The organism is Achromobacter denitrificans NBRC 15125 (assembly GCF_001571365.1).
GTDB classification, from domain to species: Bacteria; Pseudomonadota; Gammaproteobacteria; order Burkholderiales; family Burkholderiaceae_B; genus Achromobacter; species Achromobacter denitrificans.
In genome coordinates, this window is sequence record NZ_BCTQ01000015.1 from 46,096 (window position 1) to 60,217 (window position 14,122).

General features: G+C 69.1%; 15 protein-coding genes. 8 read left to right on the forward strand and 7 right to left on the reverse strand.

Annotated elements, in window-relative coordinates:
* Nucleotides 1-13: 13 nt before the first annotated feature.
* The 4 genes from ADE01S_RS14300 to ADE01S_RS14315 all read left to right on the forward strand — a co-directional run bounded on the left by ADE01S_RS14300 (nt 14) and on the right by ADE01S_RS14315 (nt 3,143).
* A complete protein-coding gene (locus ADE01S_RS14300) occupies nt 14-1,150 on the forward strand; it encodes a PepSY-associated TM helix domain-containing protein (protein WP_062682366.1) in 1,137 nt (378 codons plus the stop codon).
* 181 nt (nt 1,151-1,331) lie between these two features.
* The gene (locus ADE01S_RS14305; RefSeq protein ID WP_062682367.1) at nt 1,332-1,811 is read left to right on the forward strand and encodes a carboxymuconolactone decarboxylase family protein; all 480 of its coding nucleotides are present in this window, start codon (nt 1,332-1,334) and stop codon (nt 1,809-1,811) included.
* Between the two features lie 10 nt (nt 1,812-1,821).
* Nucleotides 1,822-2,577, forward strand: a complete 756-nt coding sequence (locus ADE01S_RS14310) for an SDR family oxidoreductase (protein WP_062682368.1) — start codon at nt 1,822-1,824, stop codon at nt 2,575-2,577.
* Nucleotides 2,578-2,648: 71 nt separating this feature from the next.
* Nucleotides 2,649-3,143 (forward strand): Ohr family peroxiredoxin, encoded by a 495-nt coding sequence (locus ADE01S_RS14315; protein ID WP_062682369.1) that lies wholly within the window; start codon nt 2,649-2,651, stop codon nt 3,141-3,143.
* A 15-nt stretch (nt 3,144-3,158) separates the two neighbouring features.
* Here the strand turns inward: ADE01S_RS14315 and ADE01S_RS14320 are convergent, their stop codons facing one another.
* From ADE01S_RS14320 to ADE01S_RS14335, 4 genes are all read right to left on the reverse strand, one after another.
* Nucleotides 3,159-4,208 carry a LysR family transcriptional regulator gene (locus tag ADE01S_RS14320; protein ID WP_082775800.1) on the reverse strand — a complete coding sequence of 350 codons (1,050 nt, stop codon included), beginning with the start codon at nt 4,206-4,208 and terminating at the stop codon, nt 3,159-3,161.
* Between the two features lie 103 nt (nt 4,209-4,311).
* Nucleotides 4,312-4,749 carry a cupin domain-containing protein gene (locus ADE01S_RS14325; RefSeq protein WP_082775801.1) on the reverse strand — a complete coding sequence of 146 codons (438 nt, stop codon included), beginning with the start codon at nt 4,747-4,749 and terminating at the stop codon, nt 4,312-4,314.
* A 122-nt stretch (nt 4,750-4,871) separates the two neighbouring features.
* A complete protein-coding gene (locus ADE01S_RS14330; RefSeq protein ID WP_062682370.1) occupies nt 4,872-5,750 on the reverse strand; it encodes an RNA polymerase sigma-70 factor in 879 nt (292 codons plus the stop codon).
* 100 nt (nt 5,751-5,850) lie between these two features.
* The gene (locus tag ADE01S_RS14335) at nt 5,851-6,732 is read right to left on the reverse strand and encodes a LysR family transcriptional regulator (protein ID WP_062682371.1); all 882 of its coding nucleotides are present in this window, start codon (nt 6,730-6,732) and stop codon (nt 5,851-5,853) included.
* 107 nt (nt 6,733-6,839) lie between these two features.
* Here ADE01S_RS14335 and ADE01S_RS14340 point away from each other — a divergent pair, with 107 nt between their 5' ends.
* The gene (locus ADE01S_RS14340; RefSeq protein WP_062682372.1) at nt 6,840-7,964 is read left to right on the forward strand and encodes a muconate/chloromuconate family cycloisomerase; all 1,125 of its coding nucleotides are present in this window, start codon (nt 6,840-6,842) and stop codon (nt 7,962-7,964) included.
* A gap of 67 nt (nt 7,965-8,031) precedes the next feature.
* Entirely contained in the window at nt 8,032-9,018 is a 987-nt protein-coding gene (locus ADE01S_RS14345; protein ID WP_062682373.1) for a Bug family tripartite tricarboxylate transporter substrate binding protein, read from the forward strand.
* Nucleotides 9,019-9,086: 68 nt separating this feature from the next.
* On the opposite strand, the gene ADE01S_RS14350 is transcribed toward ADE01S_RS14345, so the two are convergent.
* The 3 genes from ADE01S_RS14350 to araD are packed head-to-tail and all read right to left on the reverse strand — an operon-like array spanning nt 9,087 to nt 12,616.
* Nucleotides 9,087-10,076: a Bug family tripartite tricarboxylate transporter substrate binding protein gene (locus tag ADE01S_RS14350; protein WP_062682374.1), complete on the reverse strand. Its 990-nt coding sequence runs from the start codon at nt 10,074-10,076 to the stop codon at nt 9,087-9,089.
* Between the two features lie 57 nt (nt 10,077-10,133).
* Nucleotides 10,134-10,844: a ribonuclease activity regulator RraA gene (locus ADE01S_RS14355; RefSeq protein WP_062682375.1), complete on the reverse strand. Its 711-nt coding sequence runs from the start codon at nt 10,842-10,844 to the stop codon at nt 10,134-10,136.
* A gap of 41 nt (nt 10,845-10,885) precedes the next feature.
* Nucleotides 10,886-12,616: an L-arabinonate dehydratase gene (araD, locus tag ADE01S_RS14360; protein ID WP_062682376.1), complete on the reverse strand. Its 1,731-nt coding sequence runs from the start codon at nt 12,614-12,616 to the stop codon at nt 10,886-10,888.
* Nucleotides 12,617-12,744: 128 nt separating this feature from the next.
* On the opposite strand from araD, the gene ADE01S_RS14365 reads away from it, so the two are divergent.
* On the forward strand, nt 12,745-13,434 hold the full coding sequence (locus ADE01S_RS14365) for a GntR family transcriptional regulator (RefSeq protein ID WP_062682377.1): 690 nt from the start codon (nt 12,745-12,747) through the stop codon (nt 13,432-13,434).
* 122 nt (nt 13,435-13,556) lie between these two features.
* Nucleotides 13,557-14,120, forward strand: a complete 564-nt coding sequence (locus ADE01S_RS14370) for a surface-adhesin E family protein (protein WP_062682378.1) — start codon at nt 13,557-13,559, stop codon at nt 14,118-14,120.
* The last annotated feature ends 2 nt before the right edge of the window (nt 14,121-14,122 follow it).

Consider the following 14,122-nt stretch of genomic DNA (forward strand, 5'->3'; position numbering starts at 1 on the left):
CCACCGTCCCCGCATGAACGACGATTCCACCGCGCGACTGCGCGCCTGGCGATGGATCCACACCTGGTCCAGCCTGGCGTGCACCCTCTTCCTGTTGATGCTGTGCATCACGGGGCTGCCGCTGATCTTCCACGACGAGATCGACGCCTGGCTCGATGCGCCCGCCGGCGCGGCGGTTTCCCGCCAGGACGCCCCCGCGCAGGACGTGGACGCCATGGCCGAACTCGTGCGCGGCCGGTATCCCGGGCGCGCGGTCCGCTTCATCGTCTGGCTGGACGAGCCCGACCAGTACCGCTTCGGCCTTTCGCCCGGCGCGCCCGGGCAGAAGCCGTTCGCGCTGGTGGACGCGCGCGGTCCCGAGATCACCGGCGAAGCCTGGAGCGAAAAGGACTGGCGCCACGGCGGGCCCATGGCCGTTCTGCTGCGCCTGCACACGGACATGCTGATGGGGTTGCCCGGCAGCCTGATCCTCGCCGGCATGGGCGCGCTCTTCCTGGCATCGCTCGTGTCCGGCGTGGCGCTATACGGCCGCTACATGCGCAAGATTCCCTTCGGCACCGTGCGCAAGCAACGTTCGCGCACGCTGCGCATGCTGGACCTGCACAATCTGGCGGGCATCGTGCTGCTGGCCTGGGCCGCCGTGGTCGGCCTGACCGGCGCGATCAACACGCTGGATTCCTTTGTCTTCGCCGCCTGGCGCGAACACGCGGCCGCCCGGCAATCGGCCGCGCCGCCCCTGGGCCCGCCTGCCGCGCGGCCGCTGCAGGCCGCGGTCGATCTGGCGCGGCGCACGCTGCCCGAGCACGACGTCAGCTTTCTTGCGATGCCCGGCTCGCTGTTCTCGTCCGAGGGCGCCTACACCGTGTTCATGCAGGGCCGCACGGCGCTGACCCGGCATCTGCTGCATCCGGTCGTCGTTCGCATCCATGACGGCCCCCTCATCAGCGCCGCCCCTCCGCCCTGGTACATGTGGGCGCTGGAGGGCTCCCGGCCCCTGCATTTCGGCGACTATGCCGGACTGCCGCTGAAGGTGATCTGGGCCTTGCTCGACCTGGCAATGATCGCCGTGCTGGTCACCGGACTGTACCTGTATCTGCCGAAGCGGCGGGGCCGGCCAGATCCGGCGGGCAGCCCACGCCCGGCGCCTTGAGGCCTGGGCCGTTCAGCCCCCTCGCGCGGCCGATTGGTGCCGCGCGGGCAACATGGTGGTCCCCTCGCCGCGTCTACCGCCGGCATTCCCCGACGCCTACGATTTGTCCGTTGCCTGAACCCCCCGCAACGCACTGTCCGGCCCGCGCCGCGGGCGGCGCCAACCTATCGAGGGAATCACCATGAGCCAACGCGTCAACGCCTACGCCCAATCGCCTGACCTGTTCAAGAAGTACGTCGAATTCGGCATGCAGCTGCAGTCCGGCGCCATCGAGTCGCCCATCCTGCATCTCGTCGAGATCCGCGCCTCCCAGATGAACGGCTGCGGCTTCTGCCTGGACATGCACGTCAAGCAGGCCAAGATCCACGGCGAGCGCGAGCTGCGCCTGCACCACATCGCCATCTGGCGCGAATCCACGCTGTTCTCGCCGCGCGAGCGCGCCGCGCTGGCGTGGACGGAGGTGCTGACCCATCTCCCGGCCCACGGCGTGTCCGACGAGATCTACGAGCGCGTGCGCTCGGAATTCTCGGAGAAGGAGATGTCGGACCTGAGCTTCGCCATCATGGCCATCAACGGCTGGAACCGTCTCAACGTGGGCTTTCGCACGGTGCCCGGTTCGGCGGACAAGGCCTACGGCCTGGACAAAGCGAAACTGGACTAAGGAGAGCGCCATGAAAATCCTCGTCATCGGCGGAACCGGCCTGATCGGTTCCAAACTCGTCAAGATCCTGGCGCAGCGCGGCCATGAGGCGATCGCCGCCTCGCCGGCCACGGGCGTGGACACCGTCACCGGCGCCGGCCTGGTCGACGCGCTGGCTGGGGTCGAGGTCGTGGTGGACGTCGCGAACTCGCCTTCCTTCGAGGACCGCGCCGTGCTCGAATTCTTCGAGACCTCCGGGCGCAACCTGCTGGCGGCCGAGGCGGCGGCCGGCGTGCGCCATCACGTGGCGCTGTCGGTGGTGGGCACCCATCGCCTGGCCGAAAGCGGCTATTTCCGCGGCAAGATCGCGCAGGAGAAGCTGATCGAGGCGGCCGGCATCCCCTACACCATCGTCCACAGCACGCAGTTCTTCGAGTTCCTGGGCGGCATCGTCCAGTCCGGCGCGGTGGGCGACGAGGTGCGCCTGTCGCCCGCCTACGTGCAACCCATCGCCTCGGACGACGTGGCCCTGGCCGTGGCCGACGCCGCGCTGGCCGCGCCGGTCAACGGCACCGTCGAGATCGCCGGTCCGGAGCGCGTGCGGCTGGCGGCGCTGGTGCAACGTTATCTGCTGAAGACCGGCGACGCGCGCAAGGTCGTGGCGGACGGACAGGCGCGCTATTTCGGCGCCCTCCTGGAGGACGACACCCTGGTGCCCGGCCCCGGTCCGCGCCTGGGCGAGATCGACTTCGAGACCTGGTTCGGCCGCTCGAATCCGGGAAAGTGACGGCGGCCGGGAGCGCGCGGCGGCCTCGGCCGCCGTTCCTCCCCTCCGATTGCGAGCCCGACGGGACGCTCATGAGCAAACCGCAAGCCCCTCCCCTGACCCTGCTGGAGAAGTACCGCGGGGACGAATTCCAGCCTCTCTATACCGCCAGCGTGACCGTGCGGGGCGGCGAGGCCGCCCACGGTCGCGCTTCCGGCATCGCGCGCTCGGACGACGGCGCGCTGCAAGTGGATCTGCGGCTTCCGGCCGAGCTGGGCGGGCCCGGCGGCGGCAGCAACCCCGAGCAGTTGTTCGCGGCCGGCTATGCCGCCTGTTTCCACGGCGCGCTCAGCCTGCTCGCCGCCCGCGCCGGCCTGGCGATACCCGAGGCCGCGGTCCAGGCGGCCGTGACCTTCGGCCGCGATCCCGTGGACGGGCTGTACGCCCTGGCCGCGCGCATCACGATCCGCCTGCCCGGCCTGGAGCGGGCCGTGGCCGAGGAACTGGTGCGCAATACCGAGAGGCTGTGCCCCTACTCCAAGATGGCGCGGCAGGGCATACACAGCGTGGTCGTGCTCCCCGAATAAAAGCGCGCCCCGCGCTCATGGCGCCGGGCGGTTCTTCAGCAGCTGGCTCTCCAGGCTTTGCAGGTCCAGCGCGCGGATGCGCGCCGTCATGTAGTCAATGAAGACCCGGATGCGGCCCGGCAGATGCTCGCGGCTGAGATAGCACAGGTAATGGCCTCGGTCATCGGGCGAATACTGCGGCAGGCAGGCCAGCAGCGTGCCCGCCCGCAGGTGGTCGCTGATCTGGTACCCGGCCATCTGCGCGATGCCCTCGCCGTCCAGCACGGCTTGCAACACCAGGTCGGCATCGTTGAAGGCCAGCATGGCCGGCGGCGCGAACTTGCGCATCCGGCCTTCCACCTTGAACTCCCATTCGTAGACGCGCCCCGACGCCAGCCGGAAATTCACGCAGCGATGCCCGGCCAGATCGTCGATCCCGCGCGGCAGCGGATGGGCCGCCGCATAGGCGGGCGAGGCGCACAGCAGCATCTGCATGGGGATCAGCTGCTTGGCGATCACCTGGCTGTCTTCCATCCGGCCATTGCGGAACGACACGTCGATGCGGTCCTTGGTGAAGTCGGTGGGCGCGTCGTCCAGCACGAGGTCCACCGAGATGCCGGGATAGGCGTCCCGGAACCCCTTGAGCAGGGGCGCGACGATCTTGCGCCCGAAGCCCACCGTCGAGCACACCCGCAGTTGGCCGGAAGGCGGCCCCTGGCGCAGCTCGCGCATGTCGTCCAGCGCCTGCACGATGCGCTCCACGCCCGGGAAGCAGTTCTCGTAGAACCGTTCGCCTTCGCGGGTCAGCGAGGTGCTGCGCGTCGTGCGCACGAAGAGCCGGACACCCAGTTGGTCTTCGAGTTTCTGCACGCTGCGGCTGACGGCCGAGCGGCCGATGCCCAGGCGGTCGCCCGCCTTGGCGAAATTGCCCTCCGCCGCGACGGCGATGAAGGCCACGACGCCGGCATAGCTGGTGGCGAAGCTGTCCGCCAGCGAATCGGCGCCCGTGCCGGGCGGGCCGGCCGGGGCGAAATGGGGATCGAAGGCGGGCGCGGTGGAGCCGGAAGCGGCGTTTTGGGTGTCCATGCTCCTAAGACGCGCCAGCCATCCGTTTTGTGACGCCGGCCCGGTTTTTTTTGGAGTGTCAGCGCTGCGTGACACCCGTCAGGGCTTTCTGAACGTCCCCGCTTCATTCCGCCGGCAGCACCGCGGGAGCGCCCCGCTTCTTGATCAGCAGCACCAGGAAGCGGGCGGGTTCGGTCTGGCTGGCGTTGCGCCCCACGGTATGGACGTCGTCCGGCCCCTCGTAGAACGTCTGCCCGGGGTGCAGCGTCACTTCCTTGCCGCCCTTCAGCTGCATGACGATGCTGCCCTGCAGGACGTAGATGAAGCTGTCGGCGTCGTGCCGGTGCACCGGATCGGCCGCGCCCGGCGGATAGTCCACCGTAATCATCAGCACGTCCTTGCCCGGCGCGTCGGCCAGGTCGCGGGTCATCAATTCGGTAACGATGGGATCGGCGGCCTTGCCGGCGTGGGCCGCGGGATGCGGCGGCGCGGCAAAGGCGAACGGGGCGGCCAGCAAGCCGGCGGCAACGCGGGGCAATCCGCGGGCGAAGATCTTCAACATGGCCTTTTCCTCGATAGGGAGTGGAAACAGGCCCATGGTAGAAAGCCGGGCCGCGCCCCGGTAGATCCTCGGGCGGGACCATCATGTTGCCCGCGCGGCACCAATGCGCGCGAGGGCGCGGCTCAGCGCCGCGCGGCGGCCGCGGCGATCCGGGCCAGCTTGTCGGGGTTGCGCTGCACCAGCACGCGCACGATGCGCTCGCCGTCGGTCTCGTACGATTGCACCGATTCCAGCTCGCCGCCGATATAGCGCAGCAGCGTCCATTGCCCGTTCACCTGCGCCAGTTCCACCCGCAGCGCGTCGCCGTAGCGCCGCTTGCCCGCGTAGAACAGCTGCGCCAGCCGCTTGCCGCCCACCAGGCTGGAGAAGCTGGGCACCTTGCCGCCGCCGTCGCCGATCAGTTCGGCCGCGTCGTCGAGCAAGGCGTGCAAGCCGTGGAAGTCGCCGCGCCGCATCGCGTCGGCGAAGCCTTCCATGAGGCGCTGATGCGTTTCGGGCGGCACGGCCTGGCGCGGCGCCTCTTGCTGCAACTGCTGCTTGGCGCGCCGCACCAGCTGGCGGCAGGCCGCCTCGGTCTTTCCGAGTATGCGCGCCACGTCCTCGTAGTCCTCGTCGAAGACTTCGCGCATCAGGAACGCCGCCCGCGCGTCGGGCGTCAGCCGTTCCAGCATGAAGAGGAAGGCCACCGACACGTCGTCGGCGAATTCATGGATTTCCTCCGGCGTGGCCGGACCGGGCATCAGCACCGGCTCGGGCAGCCAGATGCCCACGTAGCGCTCGCGCTGCGCCTTGGCCGCGCGCAGGCGGTCGATGGACAGGCGCGTGGCGACGGTCACCAGCCAGGCTTCGGGGTTGTCCAGCCGCGACGGGTCGGCGTCGTGCCAGCGCAGCCAGGTGTCCTGCACCACGTCCTCGGCATCCGCGACCGCGCCCAGCATGCGGTAGGCGATCGCGTGCAGGCGAGCGCGATGGCGGTTGAACAGACAGGTGGAGTCGGTCATGGGAGGGTCCGCGCCCTGGCGCGAGAGGGGCCGGGAACGCGCGTTATTGTGCGGCGTCTCATGCGGAACGGCAAGCGCGCGGGCCGCGCGCCCGGGGCCGTCAGCCGGCCAGTTCGGCGGCCAGCGACAGCGCCCGCTGCAGGAACGGGGACGCGTCGTCCTTGCGGTAGCTGACGATCACCGGCGACACGAAAGTGTCGGCGTCGATGGGCACGTGCGCCACGTCCTGGCGCTGCAGCCGCTGCACCGAGGCCGGCACCACGCTCACGCCCAGGCCGGCGGCCACCAGCCCGATGGCGGTCTGCAACTCGTTGGCCTCCTGCACCACCTGCAAGGCATGGCCCGCCGCGCGGAACAGCCCAAGGACGTGGTCCGCGAAGTTCGGGCGCGGCCGCGCCGGATACAGCACGAAGGGCTCCTGCGCCAGGCGCTCGACCGATACCCGCGGCAGGCCGGCGAGCGGATGGCGCAGGGGCACCGCCGCCATCAGGGGCTCCGTCATCAGCACTCGCCGCTCGATGGCCGGATCGTCCAGCAGGATGCGGCCGATGCCGAGGTCGATGCGGCCCGCCTTCAGGGCTTCGAGCTGCGGCAAGGTGGTCATTTCCGCCAGGCCCACTTCGACCCGCGGATCCGCCCCGCGCAATTGGCGGATCAGTTCGGGCACGAAACCGTATAGCGTGGAAGGCACGAAGCCGATGCCGAACCAGCGCCGCTGCGTCTGCCCCAGCCTGCGCGTGCCCTCCACCACTTCCTCCAGGCGCGCCGTGAGCAGGCGCGACTGCTCCAGCAGGAAGCGCCCGGCGTCCGTCAGGCGCAGGGCCCGGGTGGTGCGCTCGAACAACTGCACGCCCAGTTCTTCCTCGAACTGGCGGATCTGGCGGCTGAGCGGCGGCTGGGCCATGTGCAGCCGGGCGGCCGCGCGCGTGAAGCTGCCCTCCTCGGCCACGGCCTGGAAATAGCGCAGATGCCTGAGATGCATGGCTTATTCGGACCCAAAAGGTATCAATTGGAACCCATATAGTCTTGGACTTAGGATGAAAATGCAAGCCATACTGCGGGCATTCCTAGATCCCTAGCTATAAAAGTATGAATCAGGCAAGCATTCTCTCGGTCGAAGCCATCCTGGTCGACCTGCCGACGATCCGCGCCCACCAGCTCGCCATGGCGGTCATGCAGCGCCAGACGCTGGTGATCGTGCGCCTGCGCTGCAGCGACGGCATCGAAGGCATCGGCGAGGCCACCACCATCGGCGGCCTGGCCTATGGCGAGGAAAGCCCGGAAGGCATCAAGCTGGCCATCGATACCTACCTGGCGCCGGCCCTGGCCGGCCTGGACGCGACCAACCTGCACGCGGCCATGCGCCGGCTGGAATCCGTGGCCCGTGGCAACCGCTACGCGAAGTCGGCGCTGGAGAGCGCGCTGCTGGACGCCCAGGGCAAGCGCCTGGGCGTGTCCGTGTCGACCCTGCTGGGCGGCGCGGTGCGCACGCGCCTGCCGGTGCTGTGGACGCTGGCCAGCGGCGACACCGCCCGCGACATCGAGGAAGCCGAATCGCTGCTGCAAAGCCGCCGCCACAACACGTTCAAGCTGAAGGTGGGCCGCCGCCCGGTGTCGGAGGACGTGGCCCACGTCTCGCGCATCAAGCAGGCGCTGGGCGACCGCGCCCGCGTCACCGTGGACGTGAACCAGGCCTGGAACGAAGCCGACGCCGCGGGCGCCATCGCCCGGCTGGAAGCGGCCGGCGTGGACCTGATCGAACAACCCATCCCCCGCGCCAACCTGGCCGGCATGGCGCGCCTGGCCGCCCGTTTCGTGGTGCCCATCATGGCCGACGAAGCCCTGAACGGCCCCGAGGACGCGCTCGACATCGCGCGCCAGGGCGCGGCCGACGTGCTGGCGCTGAAAATTTCCAAGTCGGGCGGCATCCACGAAATGCTGCGCACCGCCGCCGTGGGCGACGCGGCCGGCCTCTCGCTCTATGGCGGCACCATGTTGGAAGGCTCGGTGGGCTCCATCGCGTCGGCTCACGGCTTCGCCTGCCTGCCCCGCCTGTCCTGGGGCACCGAACTGTTCGGCCCGCTGCTGCTGAAGGACGACATCGTCGCCAACCCGCCGCGCTATTCGGATTTCGAAATGGAACTGCCCGACGGCCCCGGCCTGGGACTCGCGCTGGACGAGGACAAACTGTCCTTCTACCGCCGGGACCGCTGAGCCTAGGCAGCAACGCGAGCGCCCGCGGGCGCCGCGCCACAATAATTCAAGCACTACGGAGACAATCATGCGCTTGCGTCACGCACTCAATACCCTCGTCCTGGCCTGCGCCGGCCTGGCCATGCTGGCCGGCGCCACCGCCGCCCGCGCCGACGGCTATCCCGAACGGCCGGTCAAGTGGATCGTGCCCTTCCCGCCCGGCGGCGCCATGGACAGCATCGCCCGGACCCTGGGCGAATCGATGGGCAAACAGCTCAACACGTCCTTCATCGTCGAGAACCGCGCGGGCGCGGGCGGCAACATCGGCGCGGCCAGCGTGGCGCGCGCCAAGCCCGACGGCTACACCATCCTGATCGTCGCCAACGGCATGGCGGTCAATCCCGCGCTGTACGCGGACCTGAACTACGATCCGATCAAGGACTTCGCGCCCATCTCGCTGCTGGCGGTCGTGCCCAACGTGCTGGTCACCAATCCCGCCCGCACCGGCGCCAATAGCGTGCAGGACGTGATCGCCAAGGCCAAGGCGCAGCCCAACCACTACACCTATGCCTCGGCGGGCGTGGGCACCTCGATCCACCTCGCGGGCGAACTGTTCCTCTCCATGGCCAACGTGGAAATGCTGCACGTGCCCTACAAGGGCAGCGGCCCGGCCATCGCCGACCTGCTCGGCGGACAGGTGGACTATATGTTCGACAGCATCACCTCGGCCAAGCCGCACATCGAGGCCGGCAAGCTGCGCGCGCTGGGCGTCACCACCCGCAAGCGTTCCGCCGCGCTGCCCGACGTGCCCACCATCGCCGAAAGCGGCCTGCCCGGCTACGAGCTGATGCCCTGGTTCGCCGCCTTCGCGCCGGCCGGCACGCCGCCGGAAGTCGTGACGAAGCTGAACGCCGCCATGCGCCAGGCCCTGGCCGACCCGAAGGTGCGCGCCACGCTGGACTCGATCGGCGCCGAATCCATCGGCGGCTCGCCCGAGGAACTGCGCGACCACCTGGGCCGCGAAACCGCGCAATGGAAGACGCTGGTGAAAGAGCGCGGCATCAAGATCAACTGAGGCCCGGGCCCTCGAAACCGTTGGGCCGGCGGGCGCGGCGAGGCTGACTCGCCCGCCTCGCCCACGGGCTATTCCACCGTCGCGCCCGAGCGCTTCACCACTTCCGCCCAACGCGGAATCTCGGTCGCCATCAGGTCGCGCAGCTGCTCGGGCGTGCTGCCCACCAGTTCCATCCCCATCGTCTTGCCCAGCTTCTCCTGCACGTCGGGCTCCTTCAGGATCAGCGCGATTTCCCGCGCCAGCCTGTCCAGGATGGGTTTGGGCGTGCCCTTGGGCGCGTACACGGCCTGCCAGGACGCCATCTGGAAGCCCGCCACGCCGGCCTCCTGCATGGTGGGCACTTCCGGCGCCAGCGCGATGCGGTCCTTGGTGGTGACGGCCAGCAGCTTGAGCTTGCCGGTCTGCAACAACGGCAGCGCCGCCGTCATCTGGTCGAACATGAAGGTCACCGCGCCCGAGGACACGTCCACCATGGCGGGCGGCGTGCCCTTGTACGGCACGTGCGTGAGCGGCACGCCTATCATGCCGGCGAAGAGTTCGCCGGCCAGGTGCGTGGACGTGCCGGCGCCGGACGAGGCGAAGGTGCGCTTGGATGGATCGCGCTTGAGCAGCGCGATCAGGTCGGCCACGGAATTCACGCCCAGGTTCGGATCCACCAGCAGCACGTTGGGTAGGTAGGCGATCAGCGACACCGGCTCGAAATCCTTGACCGGGTCGTACTTCAGATTCTTGTACAGGCTGGCGTTGATGGCATGCGTGCTGATGGTGCCGCCGAACAAGGTGTAGCCGTCGGGCGGCGCCTTGGCCACGTAGGTGGCGCCGATGCCGCCGGCCGCGCCCGGCTTGTTCTCCACGATGACGTTCTGGTGCAGCCGGTCGCCCAGCTTCTGGGCCAGCACCCGGCCCACCACGTCGGTCGAACCGCCGACGGTGAACGGCACCACGTAGGAAATGGGCTTTTGCGCCGGCCAGTCGGCGGCGCGCGCGGGCAATGCCAGCGAGCCCAGCACGGCGGCGCCCAGCAGCGCGGCCAGCGCGCCGCGTCGTTGCGTATTCATGATTGTCTCCTGCCTCTCGTTATCGGTCTGGAATGCCGGCGGCGCCGGCCGCAAGGCTCAACGGCCCTGTTCTTTGCGCCACGCGGCGAATTTGTCCTTGGCGCCCGGATCGGTGGGCGGGTACAGGCCGAGGATGGACGCGCCCTGCCGCACCTGGTCGGTCACGAAATCCTCGAAGGCGGTCATTTCCACGGCCTCGGCCGCGATCTCGTCGGCCAGGCGCGCCGGGATCACCACGACGCCCTCGCGGTCGCCCACCACGATGTCGCCGGGGAACACGGCCACGTCGCCGCAACCGATGGGCGCATTGATGTCCAGCGCCTGGTGCAGGGTCAGGTTGGTCGGCGCCGACGGCCGCTGGTGGTAGGCGGCGAAGCCCAGCTCCGCGATCTCGGGCGAATCGCGAAAGCCGCCGTCCGTCACCACGCCGGCCGCGCCGCGCTTCATCAGGCGCGTGACCAGGATGGAGCCGGCCGAGGCCGCCCGCGCGTCCTTGCGGCTGTCCATGACCAGCACCGCGCCTTCGGGGCAGGTCTCGACCGCGACGCGCTGCGGATGCGAGCGGTCTTCGAACACCTTGATGGTGTTCAGGTCTTCACGCGCCGGGATGTAGCGCAGGGTGAAGGCAGGCCCCACCATATTGGGCAGCGAGGCATTCAACGGACGCACGTCCTGGATGAACTGGTTGCGCAGGCCGCGCTTGAACAAGGCGGTGCACAGGGTGGCGGTGCTGACGCCGGCCAGCCTGGCGCGGGTTTCGGGATTCATGGGGGACACGATGGCTCCGGGTATCGGGATGGAAGAAAGCGCTAGAAAATCTCGGGTTCGGGCACCGGGACGCCGAAGCCGGTTTCGAGGAAGTCGAAGTCGCAGCCGTCGTTGGCCTGGAGGATGTGCCGGGAGTACATCCAGCCATAGCCGCGCTCGTAGCGTTTGGGCGGCGGCGTCCAGGCGGCGCGGCGCTCGGCCAGTTCTTCGTCGCTGACGTTCAGGTGGATGCTGCGGGCCGGCACGTCCACGGTGATCAGGTCGCCCGTCTTCACCAGCGCCAGCGGGCCGCCGATATGGCTTTCCGGGGCCACGTGCAGGATGCAGGCGCCGTAGCTGGTGCCGCTCATGCGGGCGTCCGACAGGCGCAGCATGTCGCGCACGCCCTGCTTCACCAGCTTGGCGGGGATGGGCAGCATGCCCCATTCCGGCATGCCGGGGCCGCCCTGCGGGCCGGCGTTGCGCAGGATCATGATGTGGTCGGCGGTGACGTCGAGATCTTCGTCCTCGACCGCGGCCTTCATGCTGGGATAGTCGTCGAACACCAGCGCCGGGCCGGTATGCCGCAGGTACTGCGGCGCGCAGGCGCTGGGCTTGATGACGCAGCCGTCCGGCGCGATGTTGCCGCGCAGGACGGCGAGCGCGCCCTCGTCGTAGATGGCCGTGTCCAGCGTGCGGATCACGTCGTCGTCGTAGACCTCGGCGCCGGCGATGTTCTCGCCCAGCGTCCTGCCGGTGACCGTCATGGCGGACAGGTCCAGGTGGCCGTGCAGCCGCGACATCAGCGCCGGCAGGCCCCCGGCGTAGTAGAAATCTTCCATCAGGTAGGTGTCGCCGCTGGGCCGGATGTTGGCGATCACGGGCACCTTGCGGCTGGCGGCGTCGAAGTCGTCCAGGCCGACGGCGCGGCCCGCCCGGCGCGACATGGCGACGAGATGCACGATGGCATTGGTGGAGCACCCCATGGCCATGGCCACGTTGATGGCGTTCGTGAAGGACGCGAGGCTCAGGACGCGTTGCGGCGTCAGGTCTTCCCAGACCATCTCCACCACGCGCCGCCCGCATTCGGCCGACATGCGCATGTGGTTGACGTCCGCCGCCGGAATGGAGGAGGCGCCGGGCAGCGTCATGCCGATGGTTTCGGCGATGGCCGTCATGGTGCTGGCCGTGCCCATGGTCATGCAGGTGCCGTAGCTGCGGGCGATGCCGCCTTCGACTTCGGTCCATTGCTCCCGCGTGATCTTGCCGGCGCGGCGCTCGTCCCAGAGTTTCCAGGCGTCCGAGCCGGAACCCAGCACCCTGCCCTTCCAGTTGCCGCGCAGCATCGGGCCGGCGGGCACGTAGATACAGGGCAGCCCGGCGCTGATGGCGCCCATGATCAGGCCGGGCGTGGTTTTGTCGCAGCCGCCCATCAGGACCGCGCCATCCACCGGATGGCTGCGCAGCAGCTCCTCGGTTTCCATGGCGAGGAAGTTGCGGTAGAGCATGGTGGTGGGCTTGACGAAGGATTCCGACACCGAGATGGCCGGCAATTCCACCGGAAAGCCGCCGGCCTGGAACACGCCGCGCTTCACATCCTCGACCCGCTGCTTGAAATGGCTGTGGCAGGGATTCAGGTCCGACCAGGTATTGACGATGGCGATGACGGGGCGGCCGGCCCAGTCGTCGGGGCCGTAGCCCATTTGCATCATGCGGGAACGGTGGCCGAAGGAACGCAGGTCGTCCTTGGCCATCCAGGCGGCGCTGCGCAGGCTTTCGTAGTTACGTTTCATGGGGTCGCGGCAATCAAGAGGGAATCGACGGGGCCATTTAAACACTAATATATTAGTGCGTCAGCTAGGTGAAAACCCGCTACACTTGGGCTTCTCCGTTTTCATGGCCCTGCCCTTCGCGCCTCCTGATGCCTAGCACCAAGCTCCGACTGGACCGCTCGCGCCACGCCGCGCCCCAGGTGTTCGAACACCTGCGCGAACAAATCGTCTCCCTGGAACTCGCCCCCGGCGCGCCGCTGTCGCGCGTGACGCTGGCCGATACCTACGGCCTGAGCCAGACGCCCATCCGCGACGCCCTGATGCGCCTGGCCGAGGAAGCCCTGGTCGAGATCTATCCCCAGCACACCACAGTGGTCAGCCGCATCGACATCGCGGCCGCTCGCGAGGCGCATTTCCTGCGCCGCTCGCTCGAACTGGAAATCGTGCAGCTGCTGGCGCAGCGGCCCGACCCCGCCCTGTTCCAGCGGCTGCAGGCCAGCATCGACCTGCAGCGCGCCAGCCATGCCGCCGGCCAGTACCAGCAGTTCATCAACGCCGACCAGGCGTTCCACCGCGACATGCACGAAGCCGCCGGCGTGACCCGCCTGTGGGAACTGGAGCAGCGCTACAGCGGCCACCTGGACCGGCTGCGCCGCCTGCACCTGCCGGAAACCGGCAAGGCCGAGCGCATCCTGGACGATCACCAGCGCCTGCTGGACGCCATCGTCGCGCAGGATCCCGTCCGGGCACAGCAGGTGCTGCGCGAACACCTGTCGGGCACGCTCAGCCAAGTGGCCGAGATCTGCAAGCGCTATCCGGACTACGTATTGACAGCCTAGGGCCGGTTTCCACCGAATGAAGGCGCGCAAGCGCCGCTCCCCCCCGGTATGATCGGGGGCATCCCATGGCCGCCGGCGGTTCCTCCCGGCCGTGGCCTGCCGCCAATTGAACGGAACCTCCCATGACCGCAAGGCACGCCTTTCCCCGACTCGCCCTCGCCGCGCTCGCCGCCGCCTGGAGCGGCGCCGCGCCGGCGGCCCAGCCCGGCGCGTGCGAGACCGTCACGGCGCGCGAAGGCGATCCGGTGCCGGCCGATGCCTGCGCGGTCAACGTGGTGCCGCGGGACCCGGGCCCTGCCGGGACGCTGTTCGACGGTCCGGAATGGGTGCCGCTGGATCCCCAGGCCATGCCGGGCGTGTTCTACGACAGCGCCTCGATCAAGCCGCTGTCCGAACGCCCCGCCGTGATGGCCGTGACCGTTGCCTGGTTCTATGCCCAGCCGCGGATGTCCGAGGCCAACGGGCAGTCCTACCGGTCGGTGACCCAGCCGGTCACGATGAATTGCTCTTCCAACACCTATACCGTTACGCGGACGCTGCACTACGCCGGCGAAAACGCCACCGGCTCCATCGTGGAATCGCCGCCGACCGCCGGCATCAACAACGCGCCGATCGCGCACGACCCCGTGCAGCGCAAGCTGCGCGGGCTGGTCTGCCCCGCGGGCGGCAAGGGCGTCCGCAAGTAAGG